Annotated in this window: 15 protein-coding genes and 1 pseudogene; 6 read left to right on the forward strand and 10 right to left on the reverse strand. The window is 72.2% G+C overall.

Going from position 1 to position 21,626, the window contains the following annotated elements; translation table 11 throughout:
- The first annotated feature begins 37 nt into the window (after window positions 1-37).
- From FL583_RS34670 to FL583_RS34680, 3 genes are all read left to right on the forward strand, one after another.
- Window positions 38-670: a TetR/AcrR family transcriptional regulator gene (locus FL583_RS34670; RefSeq protein WP_142709118.1), complete on the forward strand. Its 633-nt coding sequence runs from the start codon at window positions 38-40 to the stop codon at window positions 668-670.
- Between the two features lie 12 nt (window positions 671-682).
- Window positions 683-2,725 (forward strand): NAD(+) synthase, encoded by a 2,043-nt coding sequence (locus FL583_RS34675; RefSeq protein ID WP_142709119.1) that lies wholly within the window; start codon window positions 683-685, stop codon window positions 2,723-2,725.
- 1,643 nt (window positions 2,726-4,368) lie between these two features.
- Entirely contained in the window at window positions 4,369-7,218 is a 2,850-nt protein-coding gene (locus FL583_RS34680; protein ID WP_205752729.1) for a helix-turn-helix transcriptional regulator, read from the forward strand.
- A 90-nt stretch (window positions 7,219-7,308) separates the two neighbouring features.
- Here the strand turns inward: FL583_RS34680 and FL583_RS41275 are convergent, their stop codons facing one another.
- From FL583_RS41275 to FL583_RS34700, 4 genes are all read right to left on the reverse strand, one after another.
- The gene (locus tag FL583_RS41275; RefSeq protein ID WP_205752730.1) at window positions 7,309-9,147 is read right to left on the reverse strand and encodes a DUF6328 family protein; all 1,839 of its coding nucleotides are present in this window, start codon (window positions 9,145-9,147) and stop codon (window positions 7,309-7,311) included.
- 273 nt (window positions 9,148-9,420) lie between these two features.
- The gene (locus FL583_RS34690; protein WP_170324028.1) at window positions 9,421-10,413 is read right to left on the reverse strand and encodes a nitric oxide synthase oxygenase; all 993 of its coding nucleotides are present in this window, start codon (window positions 10,411-10,413) and stop codon (window positions 9,421-9,423) included.
- A 13-nt stretch (window positions 10,414-10,426) separates the two neighbouring features.
- On the reverse strand, window positions 10,427-11,971 hold the full coding sequence (locus FL583_RS34695) for an aminotransferase class I/II-fold pyridoxal phosphate-dependent enzyme (protein ID WP_142709122.1): 1,545 nt from the start codon (window positions 11,969-11,971) through the stop codon (window positions 10,427-10,429).
- Window positions 11,968-12,522 (reverse strand): hypothetical protein, encoded by a 555-nt coding sequence (locus FL583_RS34700; RefSeq protein ID WP_142709123.1) that lies wholly within the window; start codon window positions 12,520-12,522, stop codon window positions 11,968-11,970. Before FL583_RS34700 ends, FL583_RS34695 begins: the two co-directional genes overlap by 4 nt.
- Before the next feature lie 271 nt (window positions 12,523-12,793).
- On the opposite strand from FL583_RS34700, the gene FL583_RS34705 reads away from it, so the two are divergent.
- Window positions 12,794-13,138 carry a hypothetical protein gene (locus FL583_RS34705; protein ID WP_142709124.1) on the forward strand — a complete coding sequence of 115 codons (345 nt, stop codon included), beginning with the start codon at window positions 12,794-12,796 and terminating at the stop codon, window positions 13,136-13,138.
- Window positions 13,139-13,231: 93 nt separating this feature from the next.
- On the opposite strand, the gene FL583_RS42620 is transcribed toward FL583_RS34705, so the two are convergent.
- Together FL583_RS42620 and FL583_RS34715 are read right to left on the reverse strand one after the other, a co-directional pair.
- Window positions 13,232-14,776: a methyl-accepting chemotaxis protein gene (locus FL583_RS42620; RefSeq protein WP_142709125.1), complete on the reverse strand. Its 1,545-nt coding sequence runs from the start codon at window positions 14,774-14,776 to the stop codon at window positions 13,232-13,234.
- Between the two features lie 75 nt (window positions 14,777-14,851).
- On the reverse strand, window positions 14,852-16,225 hold the full coding sequence (locus FL583_RS34715; RefSeq protein WP_142709126.1) for an FAD-dependent monooxygenase: 1,374 nt from the start codon (window positions 16,223-16,225) through the stop codon (window positions 14,852-14,854).
- 173 nt (window positions 16,226-16,398) lie between these two features.
- Between FL583_RS34715 and FL583_RS34720 the strand changes: the two genes are divergently transcribed.
- Window positions 16,399-17,853 carry a glycosyltransferase family 2 protein gene (locus tag FL583_RS34720; RefSeq protein WP_142709127.1) on the forward strand — a complete coding sequence of 485 codons (1,455 nt, stop codon included), beginning with the start codon at window positions 16,399-16,401 and terminating at the stop codon, window positions 17,851-17,853.
- A 153-nt stretch (window positions 17,854-18,006) separates the two neighbouring features.
- On the opposite strand, the gene FL583_RS34725 is transcribed toward FL583_RS34720, so the two are convergent.
- The 3 genes from FL583_RS34725 to FL583_RS34735 are packed head-to-tail and all read right to left on the reverse strand — an operon-like array spanning window position 18,007 to window position 20,253.
- Window positions 18,007-18,507 carry an RICIN domain-containing protein gene (locus FL583_RS34725; protein WP_142709128.1) on the reverse strand — a complete coding sequence of 167 codons (501 nt, stop codon included), beginning with the start codon at window positions 18,505-18,507 and terminating at the stop codon, window positions 18,007-18,009.
- 43 nt (window positions 18,508-18,550) lie between these two features.
- Window positions 18,551-19,435 (reverse strand): NAD(+)/NADH kinase, encoded by an 885-nt coding sequence (locus FL583_RS34730; protein WP_142709129.1) that lies wholly within the window; start codon window positions 19,433-19,435, stop codon window positions 18,551-18,553.
- Window positions 19,436-19,464: 29 nt separating this feature from the next.
- On the reverse strand, window positions 19,465-20,253 hold the full coding sequence (locus tag FL583_RS34735) for a methyltransferase domain-containing protein (protein ID WP_142709130.1): 789 nt from the start codon (window positions 20,251-20,253) through the stop codon (window positions 19,465-19,467).
- Window positions 20,254-20,402: 149 nt separating this feature from the next.
- Between FL583_RS34735 and FL583_RS34740 the strand changes: the two genes are divergently transcribed.
- Window positions 20,403-21,389 carry a hypothetical protein gene (locus tag FL583_RS34740; protein ID WP_142709131.1) on the forward strand — a complete coding sequence of 329 codons (987 nt, stop codon included), beginning with the start codon at window positions 20,403-20,405 and terminating at the stop codon, window positions 21,387-21,389.
- Here the strand turns inward: FL583_RS34740 and FL583_RS34745 are convergent.
- Window positions 21,386-21,626: pseudogene (locus FL583_RS34745) on the reverse strand (LuxR family transcriptional regulator); the annotation flags it as partial. The gene FL583_RS34740 and the pseudogene FL583_RS34745 overlap by 4 nt on opposite strands.

Consider the following 21,626-nt stretch of genomic DNA (forward strand, 5'->3'; position numbering starts at 1 on the left):
GTAGCAACGCACTCGACACCCTGTCGACGAGTTCGACATGATGTCGAGCATGCAACGAGGACGACGTCGCCCCCGGGTGTCCGGTGACGAGCGCGAGTCGGCGATCCTGGCCACCGCGGAACGGCTGCTCGGGGAGCGTCCGTACGCCGAGATCTCGACCGACGACCTGGCCCGCGGGGCCGGCATCTCCCGGCCGACGTTCTACTTCTACTTCGCCTCGAAGGACGCGGTGCTGCTCGCGCTGCTCGACCGGGTCAGCGTCGAGGCGCACGCGGGGGCCACCGAGGCGCTCGAACTCTCCCGCTCGGACGACCCGAGGGTGCTCTGGCGGGCGGCGATCCGGACGTTCTACGAGACGTTCTCGGCGCACCGGCCGGTCGCGCTGGCCGCCGCTCAGGCCCGGGTCACCAGCCCCGAGGTCAGCGCGCTGTGGGCGGGGATCGTCGAGGGCTGGGTCGGCCGCACCCAGCTGGCGATCGAGTCCGAGCGGGCCCGCGGCGCCGCACCCGCCGGGCTGCCGGCCCGTGACCTGGCGATCGCCCTGACGTCGATGAACGAGCGGGTCAGCTACGGCACGTTCGGCGGGTTCGAACCGGCGATCACCGGCCCGCACGTGGTCGACGTCCTGCTCGACGTGTGGCTGGCGGCGATCTACCGGGGGCGTCTGTAAGACTTGACCGCGATGGACTTCTACTCCGCATACGACCAGGGCTTCTTCCGGGTGGCGGCCAGCGCGCTGTCGACCGCGATCGCCGACCCGGCAGCCAACGCCTCGGCGGTGATCGACGTGGCCCGCGCGTGCGCGGCCGACGGCGTCGGGCTGGTGGTGTTCCCCGAGCTGACGCTGTCCGGCTACTCGATCGAGGACCTGCTCCTCCAGGACACGCTGCTGGACGCGGTGGAGACCGCGGTCGACACGATCGTCGCCGCGTCGGCCGACCTGCTGCCGATCCTGGTCGTCGGCGCCCCGCTGCGGTACCGGCACCGGCTCTACAACACCGCGGTGGTGATCCACCGGGGCCGCATTCTGGGCGTGGCCCCGAAGTCGTACCTGCCGACGTACCGGGAGTTCTACGAGCGCCGCCAGACCGCGCCCGGCGACGACGTCGCCGGCACTCTCCGGCTCGGCGGGGTCGACGTCCCGTTCGGGCCCGACCTGCTGTTCGACGCGGTCGACGTCCCGGGCTTCGTGCTGCACGTCGAGATCTGCGAGGACATGTGGGTCCCGATCCCGCCGAGCGCCGAGGCCGCGCTGGCCGGGGCCACCGTGCTGGTCAACCTGTCCGGCAGCCCGATCACGATCGGCCGCGCCGACGACCGCAAGCTGCTCTGCCGGTCGGCGTCCTCCCGCTGCCTGGCCGCGTACGTCTATGCGGCGGCCGGCGAGGGCGAGTCGACGACGGATCTGTCCTGGGACGGGCAGACGATGATCTACGAGAACGGCGTCCTGCTGGCCGAGACCGAGCGGTTCCCGCGCGGTGAGCACCACGCGACGGCCGACGTCGACCTGGACCTGATCCGCGCCGAACGGCTCCGCATGGGGACGTTCGACGACAACCGCCGACACCACGGGGCCCGGCTGGAGAACTACCGCCGGATCGAGTTCGCGGTCGAGCCACCGGCGGGCGACATCGGGCTGCGCCGGAAGCTGGCGCGCTACCCGTTCGTCCCGGCCGACGCCTCCCGGCTGGAGCAGGACTGCTACGAGGCCTACAACATCCAGGTGTCCGGGCTGGAGCAGCGGCTGCGGGCGATCGGGCAGCCGAAGGTCGTGATCGGCGTGTCCGGCGGCCTGGACTCGACGCACGCGCTGATCGTCGCGGCCAAGGCGATGGACCGCGAGGGCCGGCCGCGCAGCGACATCCTCGCTTTCACGCTGCCCGGGTTCGCGACGAGCGACCACACCCGGAACAACGCGGTCGCGCTGGCCGACGCCCTCGGCGTCACGTTCGAGACGATCGACATCCGGCCGGCCGCGAACCAGATGATGGCCGACCTCGGGCACCCGTACTCGCGCGGCGAAGAGGTCTACGACGTCACGTTCGAGAACATCCAGGCCGGGCTGCGCACCGACTACCTGTTCCGGGCCGCGAACCAGCGCAACGGGATCGTGCTCGGCACCGGCGACCTGTCCGAGCTCGCGCTGGGCTGGTCGACGTACGGCGTCGGCGACCAGATGTCGCACTACAACGTCAACGCGGGCGTGCCCAAGACGCTGATGCAGCACCTGATCCGCTGGGTCATCTCGTCGCGCCAGTTCGACGACGAGGTCGCCAAGGTCCTGCAGGCCGTGCTCGACACCGAGATCACCCCGGAGCTGGTGCCGACCCGCGAGGGCGAGACGCCGCAGAGCACCGAGGCCAAGGTCGGCCCGTATGCGCTGCAGGACTTCTCGCTGTTCCACGTCCTGCGGTTCGGGTTCGGGCCGGCGAAGATCGCGTTCCTGGCCCTGCACGCCTGGCGGGACGCGGCGGCCGGCGAGTGGCCGCCGAACTACCCCGAGGCGAGCCGCAACGCCTACGACCTGGCGGCGATCCGGCACTGGCTCGAGGTGTTCCTGGCCCGCTTCTACGCGTTCAGCCAGTTCAAGCGGTCGGCGCTGCCGAACGGGCCGAAGGTGTCGGCCGGTGGGTCGCTGTCTCCCCGTGGTGACTGGCGGGCCCCGTCGGACGCATCCGCCCGGACCTGGCTGGACGAGCTCCACCGCGACGTTCCGGAGTCCTGACGGTCTGAACGTGCCGGTCCGAGGCATTCACGTCACGGGTCGCCCGCGTCCGATGTGGGCGCTTCAGGTGGCGCTCAGGGCTGTTCCGATCACGATCCGTCGCAGTTTTCCCACGTCAGCGCGGTCAGGCGTGAGTGGACGTGAATGCCGCACCGGGCATGTCGAGGCATCAAAGTGGACGCCACGCCGGTGACGGAGGGTGAGATTCGGGCCGCCCCGGGCGCGCCGAGTTCGTAATCTGATCCTCCGATCGGCCGATCCGCCGACGCCACTCGGTGCGCCTTTTCAAAGCCCCGATTTTGAATGCGATTTTAAATAGATCCGGGCTTTGAATAACATTCAATAATTGTAAACAGGGCACCAACCTTATCCCTTCTTAATACGGACGAGTTTCGTTCAGTAGAGTGTCGGTGCGATTCCGGTTCGCCGGCCGCCCGCCCCGGAACCGTACCGGGGGGTAGCACCTATTTTGCAACCGGATTCAAAAGTCCGCTCAAAACCGGAAAAGGGATTCGCGAGCCGGACCGCCGACCGTCCCGAAGACGTGCGGCCCGACCGGCGCTCCCGCTGGCCGCAATAGGCCGTGAAACGGCCGCAGAACGATTTACCGGGGCCGGCCCGGCCCATCCCCCTCCGGCGGCCCCAGAGGCGCTGGAGAGCCGCTCGAAAGGCGTGCGGTCCAGCAACCGGGGAAAGGACGAAAAAGGCCGCACACGACGAGGCCCCGGCCGACGGAAACGCATCCTGGGAATCAGGATGGTTCGTCGGCCGGGGCCTCGAGATCCGCGTGCCGGGCGAGTGGTGCGAGGGGTGAGCCGGCGGCCCGCGGCGAGCTGTGGGTCATGCGAGGTGCTCCGACGCCCCCGCCCTCGCCGGGTCGACCACCGAGTAGCAGCTGATCAGCCGGTACGGGGTCGGACCCCGGCGAGACGGGACGTCTGCGAACGGCGTTGCCGGCCGTTCGGGACCCGCTGCCGTGCGTCTGACCGGGAGCGGGAGGTGACCGGGACGACGCACCAGGGCCGCGAGGGGCCGGTCCGGCGCGGAACGCGCGGTCAACCGGGGAAATTCTCCGTAGGAATGGGGCTCGTCAAAGACCAGGAATGGTCAGCCGTGCTGCATGGCACAACTCCTCGAGATCACACCGAATGGCTCGGCAATCGAACGGAAGAGAAGATCAGGGGTGCATCAGTCCGGAGGCGATCGCCGTGCCGCCGCCACCAGCGAGGAAAGCGATCGTGGCGAGCGTAATTGCGGTAGCAGCAGTCGCGATCAGGCGTCCGATCCGCATGGTTTTCTCCTTGAGGGGGAACCGAGTTTGATTTCGGGTGCCCTGGGGGTCTCGCAAGATTTCGACGCGTCGTGTTCTCGAGCAATTCCGAGGACGGGAGTAACCATTCCACAGCCAACCGTAATGGCAACCCTCTTCAAGTTCTCTTAATGTTCGGCCAAGGCCCGGGCCGGCCGTGGGCCACGCGCGCCGGCCGACCGTCGGTGGCCATACCGGAATGTTTTCCCGACAGGCCCGTAAAAGTGAGCTCCGCACGATATGCGGTAGAGTTTGTCCGAGTGAGCTCAGTTGTTCACTCGCCGAAGCGCGTGAGTCACTTGTTCACTCTCCGTCTCCGTCCTATCCTGGCTTCGTGACGATCTCTCCGGTTCCCGGCTCGTTGATCGGGCGTGACGTAGAGATCGCACGGCTCGACAGCTGGATCACCGGGTGTCTCGCGGGCGATGGCCGCGCGGTCCTGATCGACGGTGAAGCCGGCATCGGCAAGTCCACTCTGATGGTCACGGCCTGCCTGCAGGCGGCCGAGGCGGGGTTCACCGTCTACCGGGGAGCGGGCGACGAGCTGGGTCAGGGTCTGCCACTGCTGCCGTTCCTCGACGCACTCGAGGTTCGCGAGTCCACCAACGACCCGCGCCGCCGCGCGGTGCTTCGGCTCTTACGGGGTGATCTGTCCGCGGCGACCGCGGTCGACGTCGTCACCGCGGCCTCCGAGCACCTGTTCGCGCTGGTCGAGCAGCTCTGCGAGCAGTCGCCGGTGATGATCGTGATCGACGATCTGCAGTGGGCCGACCCGACCTCGGTCGCGCTGTGGGGCCGGCTCGCCCGGGCCGCCCGGCAGCTACCGCTGCCGCTGCCGCTGTTCCTGCTCGGGTTGGCCCGCCCGACCCCGCAGGGCGACAGCCTCCGCGCGCTCCGGCGCACGGTCGACAACGACGACCTCGTCCGGCTCGGTCCGCTCGGCGGCTCCGACGTCACCGCGCTGCTGACCAGCCTGACCGGCGGCCGTCCGGGCACGGCCCTGACCCGGCTGGCCGAGGGCGCGGCCGGCAACCCGCTCTACCTCACCGAGCTCGTCGGCGCGCTCAGCCGCGGCGCCTATCTGGCCGAGACCGCACCGGGCACCGTCGACGTGGTCTCCGACTCGGCTCCCCAGACGCTGGCCGCGGCGATCGCCGACCGGCTCGGCTTCCTGTCCGAGCAGGTCCGTGGTGTGCTCCGGGCCGCGGCGCTGCTCGGGGTCCGGTTCGCGGTCGACGACCTCGCGCTCGTGCTCAAGCAGAGCGTCACCGACCTGCTGCCCTCGCTGCAGGAGGCGCTGGCCGCGGGCGTGCTCGCCGACACCCCCGAGGGGCTGGGCTTCCGGCACCCGCTGATCCGTACCGCGCTCTACGAGGAGCTGCCCGCCTCGGTCCGCTCGGCCCTGCACCGCGACGCCGGCCGCGCGCTGGCCGAGGCCCACGCCCCGGTCGATCGCGTGGCCAGGCAGCTGCTCTCGGCCGACGACCCGTCGGCCCCGCGGCTCGGCCCGCTCGATCCCTGGGTGCAAGACTGGCTGGTCGAGGCCGGTCCGGCGCTCGTCGGCCAGGCGCCCCAGGCCGCGGTCGACCTGCTGCGCCGGGCGACGTCCGGCTGGCCGGCCCGTCCGGCCAGCGCTTCGCTGTCGGCACTGTTCGCCGACGCGCTGTACCGCACCGGCCACGCCGCCGAGGCGATCCAGGTCACGACGGCCGCGCTCGACCGCGCGACCGACCCCGACCTGATCGTCGAGCTGCACTGGATCAGCTGCCAGGCCCAGATGCAGTCCGGCGAGTCGGCGAACGCGCTGGAGATGCTGCACGAGGCGCTGGCCAACCCGGCGCTGACCGCCCGGCACCGGGCCCGTCTGCTGATCCCGGCCGGCCGCGCGCACCGGATGATCGGCCAGCTCGAGCTCGCGTCCAAGACCGCCGAGGAGGCCCGGGCCTACGCCCTGGAGTCCAACGACCGGTGGGCGCTGGCCTGGGCGCTGCACCTGCTCTGCGTCACGACCGTGACCAGGGGCGACGCGGCGATGAGCATCCCGCTGTTCGACCAGGCGGTCGCGGTCACCACCGAGGAGCTGTCGCTCACCGACCTGCGGCTGCTGGTCCAGGTCAACCGGTCGATCGCCCTGGGCGACCTCGACCGCTACCCCGAGGCGCTCGAGGCCGCCCGCGAGGTCCGCGACGCGGCCACCCGGGTCGGTTCGGCCATCCGTCTGGGTCAGGCCCACGCCGCGCTCTGCGAGCTCTACTACGAGAACGGCCAGTGGGACGACGCCCTGGCGAGCGTCGCGGCCGTGCCCGACGAGACGTGGGACCAGGCGTCGGCGTGCCATTGCCACGGCATGGCCGCGGTGATCCACCTGCACCGGGGCGACACCGAGGCCGGCCTGCGCAACCTCGAGCAGTCCGAGTCGCACGGGGTGATGGTCGGCGGTCTGCGGGTCGTGGCCTCGCTGGCGATGGCCAGCTCGCTCCGCCACGAGCAGGAGGGCCGGCGTGACGAGGCGCTGGCCACGCTCCTGGCCAACCTCTCCGGCGAGGTCGAAGAGCTCGACGAGATGGAAGAGCTCATCCCCGAGGCGATGCGCCTGGCCGTCGAGTGCAACGACGAGGTCGGCGCCGCGCAGGTGCTCCGCCTGGCCGAGGACGCCGTGGGCAAGGCCGAGATCCCGCACCGGGTCGGCGCCGCGCTGTACTGCCGTGGCCTGCTCGAGGGGGACGCCCAGCTCCTGCTCCAGGCGGCCGAGCGGTACCTCGCCGCCGGGCGTCCGATTCGCCGGGCGGCCGCGCTGGAAGCCGCGGCGGCCCGGTTCGCCGACCTGGGTGAGCGGGCCGAGGCCCGCAACGCGTTCAGCCGCGCGCTCGACGGCTACCACGCGCTGGAAGCGAGCTGGGACGCGGCGCGGCTGCAGAATCGGTTCCGCGAGTACGGCATCCGGCGGGCCCCGCGGGTGAAGCACCGCCAGGTCCGGTCCGGGTGGGACAGCCTGACCCCGACCGAGGCGAAGATCGCCGACCTGGTCGTGCAGGGGATGTCGAACCCGCAGATCGCCGCGCAGCTGTTCCTCTCGCCGCGGACGGTCAGCACCCACGTGTCGCACATCCTGAGCAAGCTCGACCTGCGGTCCCGCATCGACCTGGCCCGGGAAGCGGCCCTCCGCGCGGAGTCCGGCGAGTAGAACGTCCGGCGCCCCGGAGCGCCGTCCCCCACGCACGAATCAGCCGGGGACACCCCTCGTGTCCCCGGCTGAACTCGCCCCCGTGGGCCCCTACTCCTCCGTGGGCGTCCCCATCCCCTCGGGAGCGGGGTACCCGTGCCGCGGGGCCGCCGGGTTCGGCGGCATCACCCGGGCCCGGCCGACGACGCCCTGGCCGTCGGCGTCGGTCGCGGCCTCGACGCCGGCACCGGGATCGCTGCCGGCGACGAGCCGCTCCCCCGCCTCGTCCGGTGCGGGCGCGGTGGAACCGCTACCCGGAGCGGACGAGGCGGGCCCGACCGGCGCGAGGTCTGCAGCCGCGGGGCCGGCCGCCGCAGAGCCGGTCGCGCCGGCCGGAGTCGGAACGACCCCCCCGCCGGCGGCGGGGAGGTCGAGGGAGGCCGGCCCGGTGGGTGGGACGACGCCGAACTGGGTGACGTCGGAGCCCATCGAGCCGTTCTGCATGCCGTCGTTCGAGCGCCCGTGCTGCATGCCGTCACCGGAGAAGGACGAGAGGTCACCGGTGCCGTAGAGCAGCGGCACGTCACCCGTGGTGTGGGTGATGGGCAGGTCGGTCAAGGAGATGCCGCGGTGGCGGCCGGCCGGTGCTCGGCCCGGGGCACCCGGCTCCGCCGTGCCGGGTGCCGCCGGGCCCGCAGGCCCCGGAACCATGGGGCCGTAGGGGTGACGGGGGCCGCGCGCGGCCGCCCCGTCGAAGGGGGTGGAACTCACCGGCATCGCGCTGATCGGCCGGGACGACAACGGCCGGGACGAGAGCGGGCCGGGTGAGAGCGGGCCGGACGCGATCGGGCCGAGCGGGTCGACGGACGCGTAGGGGCCGAGCGCGCGCCCGAGGTCCGACGGCGGGGCCGGGTACAGCGAGCCGGGGTGGGGAGGAGCCGCGTGGATGGGCATGGGACCTGTTCCGTTCGGGACGCCCCCGCCGATGGGGCCGTCGATGCCTGAGCGGGGCCCGCCGGGGACGCCGGCGTGGCCGTTGGGAGGGACGGGGTACCCGACCGGGACCGGTCCGCTGCGGCCGTTCCGACCGCCGTTCGGTGCACCGTCGGGTCCCAGGAAGGGGCCGCGGGGGCCCGTCGCCGCACCGGGCTGCGGCGACGGGCGGTCGAAGCCGACCGCGGGAGCGTGGCCACCCGGATAGCCCAGCTGGTCGCCGGTGGCCAGCGAGGGGTGCGGTGTGGGCATCATCGGGAGCCGGGGAGCCGGCCAGGCCGGAACCGCCGCACCGGGACGGAGCTGCGGGGGGTGCGGTCCCGGTTTCCCCACCGCCTCCGCGGCCCGCGCACCCGAGCCGAGCGCGCGCGGTGCGTCGTCGCCGACCCGCTCGCTGTGCAGCTTCTGGCTCGCCACCTCGAGCGCGGCGATCGTCGACTCCTTGCGACGCCTGCGCTGACCGGCCCGGGCCCAGCCCGGCGCCACGTACCACCAGATCAGGAACCAGACCAGCGTGCCGCCGGTGATCCAGTAGGCGTAGGGCGGGCCCATCACGACGTCGAGGATCAGCAGCAGGACCGCGTTGATCGCGAGCATCAGCAGCGTGACGCCCCAGAGCGCGAACCGGCTCGACGCCCGCACCAGCTGTGCTTCGAGCCGGCGGCGGAACACCAGCCGGGAGAACGGCGCCGGGGCGATCAGCAGGCAGGTGGCGCCGGCCACGAGCACCAGGCTCACCACGTAGACCGTGCGCTGGAACTGCGTCGTCTCGGCGAACCGGCCGGTGAAGGCGAGCAGGAGCAGGAACACGAGGAGTAACTGCGTCCCGATCTGCGCGGCGCGGACCTCGTGCAGGATCTCGAGGTAGTTGCGGTTCCACCGCTGGGTCGGGGTCTCCCGGGTCCGTGCGTCGCGCTGCTCGGAGACCATCCGGCCGGCCGTCAATTCCTTGGCCATCGAAACACACCTACCTTCCGGCGTGGACGGTGCCCGGTGGGGGTTCCGTCGCTGGTGAAAAGACTCGTCTAAGTCCGGTCGGGAGACATCGGTCGACTGACGTAGCCGCGAAGCCCCGCGGGGCCGACGAGCGTCGGCGGAACTACGACGGTGCTCCGGTCGCCGTCGGCGCACGGCCGCACGGTCCCGCAGAGCGGGCACAGCGGACCGTCGAGAGCCGAGGAGAACGACGGCGGAACGCTCGGGAGGTGTGACACCCAGTGACGCATGGCCTCAACCGGCCGCTCGTTCGAGGCCGTGCCTCGACGGGCCGAGGCCCGCGGGCACCGCGGTGACGCCGGACGGGGGTGGGGCGTCGATCGGCCGGTACACCGGCCGGGGCCCGGGCTTCCGCCGCGGCATGTAGCGGTGGTAGATCTCCAGCCGCGCGGACGCCGTCGGCGGGACCATCCCGGCGCGGCCGAACGAGTGCAGGATGGCCTGCTGCAGCACCCGGGCGGCCTCGCGGAGCCAGGGCCCGTCCACCGGATGGCCTTCCCGGCCCAGGCAGCGGGCGATCATCGGCAGCACGTTGTACCGGTTCGGGTCGGCGAGCTCGCGGCACGCCATCTCGAACGCGACGTAGAAGCCGGAGAACGCCACCGGATAGGCCAGCGCCTCGGTGAAGTGCAGCCGGTGGCGCGAGAGCGCGGGCACCGCGTACCAGCGCAAGCCCAGCGCGGCGAACCAGGCGAACCCCGGGTGTTCGAGGGGCACCTCCAGCACTCGTTCGGGCGAGAGCTCGTAGGCGATCACCGGGCCGCCGTGCACGCGCAGCAGCAGCGGCAGCACGTCGAACGGCCCGGGGAGCAGCCGGCCCCCGTCGACCGGGCGTCCGCCCGGCCAGCCGGCCCGCAGGGCCAGCGTGGTCAGCTCCAGGTGGTACGGGTCGCCGAGGATCGATCCGTCGGCCTGCCGGTACCCGGCGTAGCTGACCAGCTGGTCGTTCAGGATCTCGATCGACGGGTCGAGCACGGTGGCGACCGAGCGGATCTTCCCGTCCCGGGTCGCCACCCGGAGGTGCTCGGCCAGCCCGGATGCGACCGCGTCGGGGTCGCTGACCCCGCGCAGGTCCCGGACGTGCAGCCCGCGCCAGCGCAGGCGTCCGATGCCCTTGTCGGCGTTGGCCCAGGCGACCCGGGCCGCCCACGCCAGTTGCTCGGTAGTGGGGATCGTGGGAACAGCAGGGGCGAGGTGTCCGCGCTCTGCCGCGACGACGTCGATCACTTCGGCACCTCCGTTAGTCACGCAGTACGCAGACCGAGGTCAGCGTCGGGTCACTGGCTCCGTGGATGTGCATTCCGCTGGCGACCGCCCTGGTCAGCGCCGTGACCGCGTCGCGGTCGAGGCACTCCCCGGGCATCACCGACGGGACGCCGGGCGGGTACGGGGTGATCGGCTCGGCGCTGGTGCGCCCGACCGCCCGCTCGAGCGGGACCGATTCGGTGGCCGCGAAGTGGGCCTCCCGCGGGGTGCAGACCTGGGTCCGCGGCGCGAGCAGGGCCTCGACCAGCTGCCCGTCCCAGGCCGGGCGGAGCCGGCGGCGGGGACGGCAGGCGACGGTCCGCAGCGCGGTCACCAGCGCGTCCACGACCTCGGGCGGCGTGCAGGTGGTGATGGCCACGAACAGGTTGCTCTCGTCGGCCCCCTCGACGGCGACCGCCGGGTGGAGCAGCCCACTGGTGCCGAGCCCGGGGCCGGGCGTCCGCAGGAGCCGTTCGAGTTCGAGGCCGGTGAGGCCGAGGCCGCGGACGCTGATGACCAGTCGCAGCGGGTCGAACCGCTCGAGGGGAACGCCGAGGTCCTCGGCCTCGGCCACCCGGACGCCGGGGATCGCGGCGAGCCGGCGACGGGCGTCGGCGACGACCTCGAGCGTGCGGTCGAGCAGCACCCGGCCGCGGCTGACCATCGTCCGGCGGGCGTCGTCGATGCTGGCCAGGACCGGCAGCAGCGGCGAGGTGGTCTGGGTCATCTGGACGGTCCGGCTGATCCGGCCGGCGTCGACCCGGTCGCCCGCGGTCAGGATGATCGCGGCCCCGGACGGGGCGGCCAGCATCTTGTGCGCCGAGGTGACCGCGACGTCGGCGCCCTGGGCGATCGCGTGCTGCGGCAGGTCGGGGTGGAACGGCAGGTGGGCGCCCCAGGCCTCGTCGACGAAGAGCGGCGTGCCGTGCCGGTGTGCGACGGCGGCCAGCGCCTTCACGTCGGAGCAGGCCCCGGCGTACCCGGGGCTGACCAGGCTGACCAGCCCGGCCCGGTGGCCCATCGACGACAGTGTCTCGTCGAGCGAGGCCGGGTCGATGCCGAGGCTGATGCCGAACCCGGCCTTGTCGATCCGGGGCGTCACCCAGTGCGGGGTCGCGCCGGAGAGGACCAGCCCGGCCAGCGTGGACGTGTGGCTGTCCCGGGCGATCACGACGTGGTCGGTGCCGGGCCCGCCGGCCTGCTGCTGGGCCAGGTGGACGGCCCGGTTGCCGCCGGACGACCCGTCGAGCAGGAAGAGCGCGGTGTCCGCGCCCCAGGCCTTGGCCGCCAGGGCTTCCGCCTCGCGGCGGGCGCGGGTCGCGTCGGCCGGGGTCAGCCAGACGTCGGACGCGAGGAACGTGCTGCCGAGCAGGTTGCGCAGCGTGGAGCCGACGCCGCGGCCGCCGGCGTGGCCGGGGACGTGCAGCGCGCCGGTCTCCAGGCCGCGGTAGCGGATGATGGCGTCGACCAGCGGTGCGGCGCCGTGAGCGGCGTCGTAGAGGACCGGGCGGTCGCCGGAGGGAAGGGCAACGGCGGTCATCGGTTCGCCGTCCTTTCGTGACCGATGACCGCCGTGCCGCCGGGGGCGCCGGACGGAAGCCCGGCGCTCGGGGAGGGGGCGATCGGGGTGGACTCGGAGGTCTTGCCGTTGGGGGCCAGGAGCATGTAGGCCATCAGCAGGAAGATCACGCCCATCGCCAGCCACTTGCCGGCCGGGATGATCGTTCCGTGCGCCATCTTGTCCATCGCCAGGACCCCGACCTGCACGAAGACGATCCAGCCGAGGGTGACGGTGCCGAGCTCGGCCCACTGCAGGCTGGCCGAGTAGACGGCGAAGAGGCCGAGGAACGCGATCGCGCCGGCCGACCACCAGAGCTGGTGCCCGGTGTCGAGGTAGCGCATCGCGCAGTAGCTGCCGATCAGGTCCAGCCCGGCGAGCGCGACGATCGCCGCCGCGCCCATCGGGGAGAACGCCAGCGACTTGGCGTCCAGCAGCGGCTCGGCGAGCGCGGACGCGACCGACGGTTCGGTCACGGCCGGGTGAAGCCGGAAGACGTCGGCCGTCGAGCTCAACGTCGTGTATGTAGCCATCTGCGCTCCACCTTCCTCAACCGACGGGGCCCGATCTGAGGTCTCCAGTGGGGTTCCGTCGCTGAGGGATACGGTCGTCTACGCACGGTGACGAGACATCGGTCGACTGACGTAGGTGCGAAGCGCGCACTGACGTAGACCCGTAGACCTGCGGGAATTGCATTGCAGGTCGGGGTGTTTACGGACGAACCGGTCCGTCGTTCGGTGGAGGCGGTGAGAGACGCACGGCTCCGCCGTCGGGTGGGTTCACCGGGCCGGTTATGTTTTCGCGATGCCCGATGCTTCTGGACGGGCCGGCCTCGCACTGATCGCGGTCGGCGTGCTGAACCTGGTCTTCGTCGTGGTCGCGTGCTGCGGGGTGATCGGGCATCTGGACAGCGGGTATCCCGGGTCGTCGGACCTGCGGGACTTCGGGCGGCTGATCTACCTGGGGCTCGCGGCGGGGGCGTTTCCGATCGGGGTGCTGATCGTGGTGTGCGGCGCCCTGTTACGGACGCAGCGCGCGCGCCTGGCCGGCCGGATCGGCGCGGTCGCGGCCATGCTTCCGCTGTCGTGCGGGTTCGTGGTCGGGATCCCGGTCGGGATCTGGGTACTACGAACCCTCGACCGCCCCTAGGACGCCGGGACCCGCGGATTCACGACATCCCGGGGCTTGCAGGGGTATCGGAGACCCCGGAAAGTCGGCAGAGCGCGCGCGAGGCAGTCTGGGCTACGCGTGTTCGAAGGCCTCGGCCATCCTCGCCTGCTCCTCCAGCACCTCGTTGATCCGAGCCTGCACCGTGTCCAGCTCCCCGATGGTCTGGCTGGTCGCGTGAATACCCGACGCCACCTGCTGGCTGCTCGCCTGAATCCCGGTGATCTGGTCCGACACCTTCTGCGTAGCCTCCGCGGTCTCCCGCGCCAGCTCCTTCACCTCGTTCGCGACGACCGCGAACCCCCGCCCCACCTCACCGGCCCGGGCCGCCTCGATCGTCGCGTTCAGCGCCAGCAGATTCGTCTGCTCGGCGATCCCGCTGATGATCCGGATCACGTCGCCGATCGCCGCGGACGCATTGCCCAGCGCCTCGACCTCGGTCGTCATCGCGGTGGCGCCGCGCATCGCCTGCTCGCCGACCGAGCTGGCGTCCATCGACGCCCGGCGCAGCTCGGAGATGCTGCCCAGCAGGGCCTGGGCCTTCTCGGCGTCCCGCTCGGCCCGGCGCAGCACCGACATCCGCTGCGACACCAGCAGCTGGACGTTGCGCAGCGCGGCCGCCCGGGAGTCGGACAGCTCGATCTCCCGCGTCGTGAAGAAGTCCATCGTCCCGATGAACGTGTCGCCGTCCAGGATCGGGAAACAGACGCCGGACTTCACCCCGGCACGCTGGGCCGCCGGCGCGCGCACGCAGTCGGTCATCTCGCCGATGTCCCGGACGAAGAACAGGTCCCGCGACTTCCAGGTCCGCCCGGACAGACCCACGCCCTCGGCGAACGTGGCCTCGAGCGTGACCTTCCGGAACTCGTCGCCCGCCGACCCCGACTCGACCTTGAACCGGAGCACGTTCTCGATCGGGTCGTGCTGCCAGAACGACCCGTAGGCCCAGCCGAACGCGGAGCGGACCGTGTCCAGCGCGACCCGGAGCGCGCTGTCCTGGTCGTGGGCGTCACCGACCCGGGCCACGACCGTGGTGACCGCCTCCCGGTCCTCCAGCGTCTCCTGGAGGGCCGCGTTGGCGACCGCCTGGTTCCGGGCGATGACCGCGATCCGGGTGATCGCCGCCCACTTCTCGCCGCCGAACGCGGGCAGCGAGTGCGAGCCGTAGAACTCCAGGACCGCGACGACCACGCCGTCCTGCAGCAGCGGCACCGCGGCCGCGTGCTCCATGCCGGCCCGCTGGGCCGCGCCCCAGCGCAGGCAGTTGTCGCCCGCATGCTGCATCTCGCTGGTCATGACCGGGCGCCGGCCGTTCACCGCGACGCCGATCAGGCCGGCGTCCGGCGGGATGGTCTCGGCGTTGCCGATCGCGGCCCGCAGCGTCGGGCCGAGCGTCCCGGCCTCGGCGGTGAGGGAGTACGCGCCCGACGGTTCTCGCGTCCACCAGGCGCCGTAGGCGAGGTCGAGGGTCTTCACCAGCTCGGTGACGATCTTCGCGCTCGCGTCGGCCAGGCTCTCGACGCCGCCACCCAGCGCGACGACGACGCGTTCCAGAGCCTCCACGTCGCGCGGGATCACGAACGTCGTCTGGGGCGCCACTTTCCTGCCGAACAAGCCCATGAACCCCGTCCTCCCCCGGAACACCCACTCCGATCGTCAGTTCGGCGGCGCCGGGCCCGCGCTGAGTAAAACGGATCACAAAAGCGTGGTTCGATAAACCGCCACCGCGTCACCCTGGTCCGCGTCGGCGAGCAGGCCCACGTACCCGTCCGGGCGGACCACCACGAACCCTCCCCCGCCGACCCCGTACGTCCGTGCCGCATCGGCGTCCAGCTCGATAGCGTCCGCATAACGGGCCTGGTACACGAGAACGGTCGGGGACGGCCCGCGGAAGCGGTCGAAGAGCGTGCCGTCCGGCAGGACGGCGTCCGGGGCCCGGTCTCCGGCCTGCAGCCCGGAGCGGACCCGGCGCCGGTCCTGCGACAGCGCGCTGTCGCGGTAGTGCAGGTCCAGCTGATCGGTGTCCTGGCCGCGCTGCGGGGCCGCGGAATCACCGCGGAGCAGCAGCGTGGAGAGGCCGAGCACCGCGGCCGCGATCGGCTGACGTTCGGCCTGGTAGCTGTCGAGGAGGGCGGCCGAGCCGCTCGCGAGCTTCCACCCCAGGTTGTAGGCGTCCTGCACGCCGGTGTTCAGGCCCTGGCCGCCGGCCGGCGAGTGCGCGTGGGCGGCGTCGCCGGCCAGGAACGACCGGCCCACCCGGTACGACGACGCCAGCCGGATGTTCACCCGGTAGAGCGACTCCCAGGTCGTCTCCTGGATCACCAGGTCGGTCCGCCCACTCCGACCGAGAACGAGGTTCTGCAGGTCCGACGGCTCCTCCCCGGGCGCCAGCGGCGCGGTGAGCTGGAAGACGTCGGTACCCGGCAGCGGGCACAGGCCGAGCGCGAGCTCCTGGGTGGCCAGGTCGCCCCAGATGTGCCAGTGCTCGCGGTCGAGCAGCCCGGGCGCGAACCGGACGTCGGCCAGCGCCATCCGCTCGGTCTCGAACGTCTCGCCGAGGAACGGGATCTCCAGCGCGCGCCGGACCGTGCTGCGCCCGCCGTCCGCGCCGACCAGGTAGTCCGCCTCGATCACCGACCCGTCGGCCAGGGTCGCGGTGGCGTCCGCGGTGACGTGGCCGACCGTTGTCCCGTACTCGACGGCCACCCCGAACGAGGCCAGCCGGTCGCGGAGGATCGCCTCGGTGATCGACTGGGGCAGCATCCGGATGCTCGGGTAGGGCACGTCCGGCGACGCCGGCCGCGATTCGCCGAGGGCGCCCTCCCAGACGACCTCGGAGCCCACGTACGCACGCATCGGCGGGTACGGGCGGGCGATGTCCAGGATCGGCCCGATGACCCCCAGGTCGTCGAAGACCTCCAGCGTGCGGGGCTGGAGCCCCTTGCCCCGGGAGGCGTTCGACGGGCCCGCGGCCGTGTCGACGATCCGCACACCCACCCCGCGGCGGGCCAGGTCGATCGCCAGGGTCAGGCCGGTCGGTCCGGCGCCGATCACGAGTACGTCGGTCATGGTCTTCTCCTTCGTCTGACGAGGCCCCCAGGGAAAGGGAGCCCGCTGTCAGCGCGCTGGCAGCCCCCTGACTGTGACGGCGACCACACCCCGTATTTCCCGGCCCGTTCGACGGTCTGTGCCTGTGAAAGCGCGCCGAACCCGGCGCGGGAGCGAAGGAGAGGGGAAACTCCATGGCCGGCAAAGAGATCGTGATCGCCCCCAGGCCGATGCCCTACGGGCAGGCCACCGACCTGGACGACGAGTCGTTCGCCATCCGCTGGGCCGCCCGGCTCGGCGAGACCAAGCGAACGGTCGACCGCTTCGTCCACGAGGTCCGCTACCGCCCCCCGCGCAGCCGCACCGCCCGGATGCTGGTCCTGATCCCGGCGCACAACGAGGAAGCGACGATCGCCAAGACGCTGGACGCGCTCCTCACCCAGTCCCGGGTCCCGGACCGGATCGTCGTCATCGCCGACAACTGCACCGACAACACCGAGAAGATCGCCCGCCGCTACCGCGGGGTCACGGTGATGCGGACCGTCGACAACCACGACCGCAAGGTCGGCGCGCTGAACCAGGCCTGGCGCCGCTGGCAGGCCGGCTACGACTTCATCGCCGGCATCGACGCCGACACCCAGCTCGCCCCCGACTGCCTCCAGCAGCTCGAGGAGGAGCTCGCGAACACCCCGAAGGCCGGCGGCGTGATGGCCCGCTACACCTTCGACCAGCGCCTCGGCACCACGCCGATGGCCCGCCTGCTGATCCGCCTCCAGCGGATGGAGTTCGCCGGCTGGACGATGGACGCGCTGCAGAAGAACCGGACCACCTACGTCCTCGGCGGCCAGGCGTCGCTGTTCAACGCCGATGCGTTACGCCGGGTCACCGAGCACAACAACACCACCGGTCCGTGGGACGCGTCCGCGCAGGTCGAGGACATGCAGCTCACCGGCGACCTGCGGGCGATGCGCTACGAGACGCTGGTCTCCCCCAACGCCCGGGCGCACGCCGGCGCGATGCTCACGTTCCGCTCGCTCTGGGCCCAGCGCCGCAAGTGGGACGAGGGCATGGCCCGCCTGCTGGCCAAGCCGCAGCTCTCGAAGTGGACCGCGACCCTCTGGCGTCAGCAGCTCTCGCTCTTCTCCAACGGCCTCACCCGGCTGCTGTTCCTCTTCCTGCTCACGTTCTCGCTGATGGTCCACCAGTTCGTCTGGTCCTGGTGGTGGCTGACCCCGACGGTGATCGCGTCGCTGCTCAACGCCCGGGTGGCGTGGCAGATGCCGAACCGCACGATGGGTGACGTGATCACCGGTGCGCTGCTCTTCCCGGTCGAGATGTACCTCTGGTTCCGGCTCGCCTGCACCACCGCGTCCTGGTCGAACGTCCTGGCCGGCATCAAGCGCGACGGCTGGGAGGACCAGGCCCGCGCCGAGCGCGGCGCCTCCAACGGCCCGGGCCGCATCATCACCGCGGTCGCGATCGTCGCGGTGCTCGCCGGACTCACGGTCTTCGGGTGGCTGCACGCTCCGCTCTGGCTGCAGGAGCGGGTGCTGACCGTCGGATGGTCGTTCCTGGCGATCTTCACGATCGTCCAGACGCTCTCGATGCTGGTCAAGCTGGTCCGCCCCAGCCGCGGTTTCCGCCCCTGATACTTCCCCGGTCGTCCGTTCCCCTCCGGCTCGGCCGGGGAAAGTACAGAAGCCCTGCATCGGCTCTCCCGATGCGGGGCTTCTGTCGTTTTTATTACGCTATGCGGCGAACCACCGCCGGCACTGTCAAATGGCACCGACCGGGACGAGCCCTCAGATCGCGTCCTTGGGCAGGAGCTGCCAGTGGACGCTCGCGTCGTCGTAGCCGGGGTAGTTCGTGCCCGGGGCCGGGTCGGCCGGGTCGTCCGAGATCGCCAGGACGTGCCCGCTGAGGTGGTTCGTCAGCCGGTAGACGCCCGGGCTCACCGCGGCCACGCTCCACTCCTGCTCGGGATCGGGCCCGTCCGTGCAGTACGGCGCGCGGCTCAGGTCGGGATCGCGCAGGCAGGTGCCGACGTAGTCGACGAACTCGAACAACCCACCCTTGACGGTCGTCGGCCGCTGGGTAAACACCTGGGTCTGGTCGTAGACGCAGGGTTGCATCAGCAGATAGACGTGCACGTGGCGCTGCGAGATCCGGGTCAGGCACTGGCCGCTCTGCTGGTTGATCAGGTAGCCGCTGAACGTGGGCTCCGGAGCGACCGCCGCGTCCGCTCCGGTGCCGGGCAACAGTAAGGCGGCCGCACACGCCACCGCCACGAGGATCCGATACATGCCCGCAGCGTCCGCGCCCGCCGTGTGACCGGGCGTGTGACGCTCAGCTGTACGAGGCGCCGTCCACGATCCCGAGCTTGCGCCGGACCCGCTGGTAGAACGTGGCCTCGCCGAGCCGCACGACCCGGGCCGCATCGGGGTCGGTACGCAGCTCGATCGTCGTGCCGGGCTCGGCCGTACCGCCCACGGCCCCGTCGACCTCCACCGCCAGCGCCCCGCTCCCCTCCTCCACCGTCAGCTCGAGCACCTCCGAGCAGTCCAGCACCACCGACCGGTTGAACGTCGAGTGCGGCGCGGCCGGCGTCACGACCAGGCCCTTCACCGTCGGCGAGATGATCGGCCCACCGGCCGAGAAGCTGTATGCGGTGGACCCCGTCGCGGTGGCCACCACCACGGCGTCGGCGGCGTACCGGAGGAACGGCTGCCCGGCGACGCTCAGCTCGACCGAGGCCAGCCCGTGCCCCGGCGTCCGGACCAGCGCGATGTCGTTGAACGCGAGCAGCCGGGACGCGGTGTCGGGCCCGGCGCCCCAGGCCGGCACGGTCGCGGTCACCGCCGACCGCGGCTCGACCCGGTACTGCCCGAGGTCGATCTGGGCCAGCGCCTCGCCCAGGTCGGGCACGTCGACCTCGGCCAGGAACCCGAGCCGCCCGAGGTTGACCGGCAGGATCGCCCCGCGCTGGCCCTGCATCATCCGCATCGCGCGCAGCATCGTGCCGTCGCCGCCGAGGCTGATGACCAGGTCGCAGGAGGCCGCGAGCTCGGACGCGTCGACCGGGACGGCCTCGCAGTCGATCCGCTGGACCTCGTCCTTCAGGCCGAGTACCTCGACCCCCCGGCCTCGCGCCCAGTCGAGGATCGTGTCGATGGCCTGCTTCGAATCGCGCGCCGGGTGCAGAACCAGCCCGACCTTATGGAGAGTGCCCACGGTGCCAGCCTACGGGCGTCGTGTTTCGTTCAGCCGATCTTCTCGGCGACCACGAAGACCCGGCGGAACGGATACCGGAACCGGCCGTCGGCCACCGGATAGTCGGCCCGCAGACGCTCGGTGAGGGCGGCCGCGAAGCCCGGGTACTCGTCCGGGCCGAGCGCGGCGATCACCGGACGCAGCGTGGTGCCCTCCAGCCACGTCAGCACCGGGTGGACGTCCCCCTCGGCGGGGAGCGTGTGCAGGTACGTGGTCTCCCAGGCGTCCGGATCACAGCCGGACGCGGCGACGACGGCCGCGTAGCCGGCCGGGTCGAGCACGGGTCCGGACTCGGCGACGCCGGTGAGCCGGTCGCGCCAGCGGACGTCGGCCGACAGCTCGCGGACCGCCACGTGGGAGCGCGCGTCGCGGTTACCGGGCACCTGCACCGCGAGCCAGGCCCCCGGGCGCAGGTGGTCGGCCCACCGCCGGAGCAGGTCGGGATGCCCGTCGATCCAGTGCAGCACCGCGTTGCTGACGACGAGGTCGGCGTCCGGGCCCGGGAGGTACGTCGTCGCGTCGCCGACCTCGAATCGCACCCGGTCGGTGGGGACGGCCTCGGCGATCATCGCCGGGGACGAGTCGAGCCCGGTGATCCGCGCGTTCGGGTACCGGTCGGCGAGCGAGAGCGTGAGGTGGCCCGGCCCGCAGCCGACGTCGGTGATCGCGCGGACGGTCGCCGGCTCCGCGCCGACCCGGGCGACGAGCTCCACGAACGGCCGGGCCCGCTCCGACGCCCGCCGCCCGTACACCGCCGGGTCCCACTCCGTGAACGCCATCAACGGTCCTCCTCACGCCCGAGGCACCCTACCGCTCAGGGCCGTACGCTGGGGCTATGGTCAGGCGGCGCGACGATGCGTCCCCGGGTGAGGAGCCCGCGGAGACCGGTCCCGTGCCGTCCGGTTCACCCCTTTCCTGGGACGACCCGGTGCCTGATTTATTGGAGTCCGGCACCCCGCTACGGCCGCCCCGCGACGATGGCCGCCCGTCGCTGTGGGATCGCCTCCCCCGCGTCAGGCTTCGCGAAGACGACGAGCCGCCGGTCCGACGGCCGCGGAGCATCGGGCGACGATGGGTCGGGCTGGCGCTCGTCGCCGGGCTCGTCCTCGGCGGCCTGTTCATCCACAGCTACGACACCCGCCTCACCGAGCAGTCGCGCCGGGACACGATCGCGCTCGCGGCCCGGGTCGTGCCGATCCAGTCCCCGGGCGGCCAGGGGCGCGACTCCTGGCTGCTCCGGGTCGTCGTCTCGAACCGCGGCGCGACCGCGCTGCGGCTGCGCTCGGCCCAGCTGGCCGACACCCCGCTGCGCTCGTCGCTGCGCACGGTCAGCCGCGACATCTCGCTGCCGCCGGGCCGGGACACCTGGATCTCGATGGACGTCTCCGGCGCCTGCGCCGGCGGCGGCCTCACCCGCGCCCCGACCACGCTCACCGCGTCGGTCACCCCGGCCGGACGACCGACGCGCAGCGTCCGGGTCGCGCTCGCCGACGACACCTCGCTGATGCTCACCGCGGCCCGCCAGACCTGCGTCGACGCCGACTTCGGCCTGTGGTCGACGGCCGAGCAGCAGGGCACGATCGTGATCGACGACCGCGGGCTGTTCGTCCCGATGCGGTTCCGCCTGAACTGGACGCCCCCGTGGGACATCAGCGCGGTCCGCAGCGAGGGCCCCGGGCTCGCCGCCACCGTCGACGGCCTCCCGGTCCACGTCACGAACGGCCTCACGCCGATCGTGACCGTCCGCTGGTCGCTGACCGACTGCGTCCAGGCCAAGGCCCTCAACTACACCGAACTACGCCTACGGACGACGCTGACGCGCGCGGACGCGTCCCGCGCGGTCGAGGTGACGACGACGGTGAGCGGCGGCGTGATCGCGGCGCTGGGCATCTTCCTGGACCGGGCCTGCCGCTAGCGCCGCTTCACGTACTCGACGACGGCCTGGCGGGTGGTGCGGACGCCCAGGGCCTCGCGGGCCGCGGCGATGCGCCGGTTGGCGGTGCGCAGCGAGAGGAACTCGGCGGCCGCGGCGGCGGCGATCGAGTCACCGGCGGCGAGCCGGTCGAGCAGCGCGCGCTGTTCGGTGGTGAGCGGTAGGCCGTCGCCGGCCGGGGCGTCCGCGGATGGCGTTATGCCGTCGCCGGGGCGGGAG

The organism is Cryptosporangium phraense (assembly GCF_006912135.1).
GTDB classification, from domain to species: domain Bacteria; phylum Actinomycetota; class Actinomycetes; order Mycobacteriales; family Cryptosporangiaceae; genus Cryptosporangium; species Cryptosporangium phraense.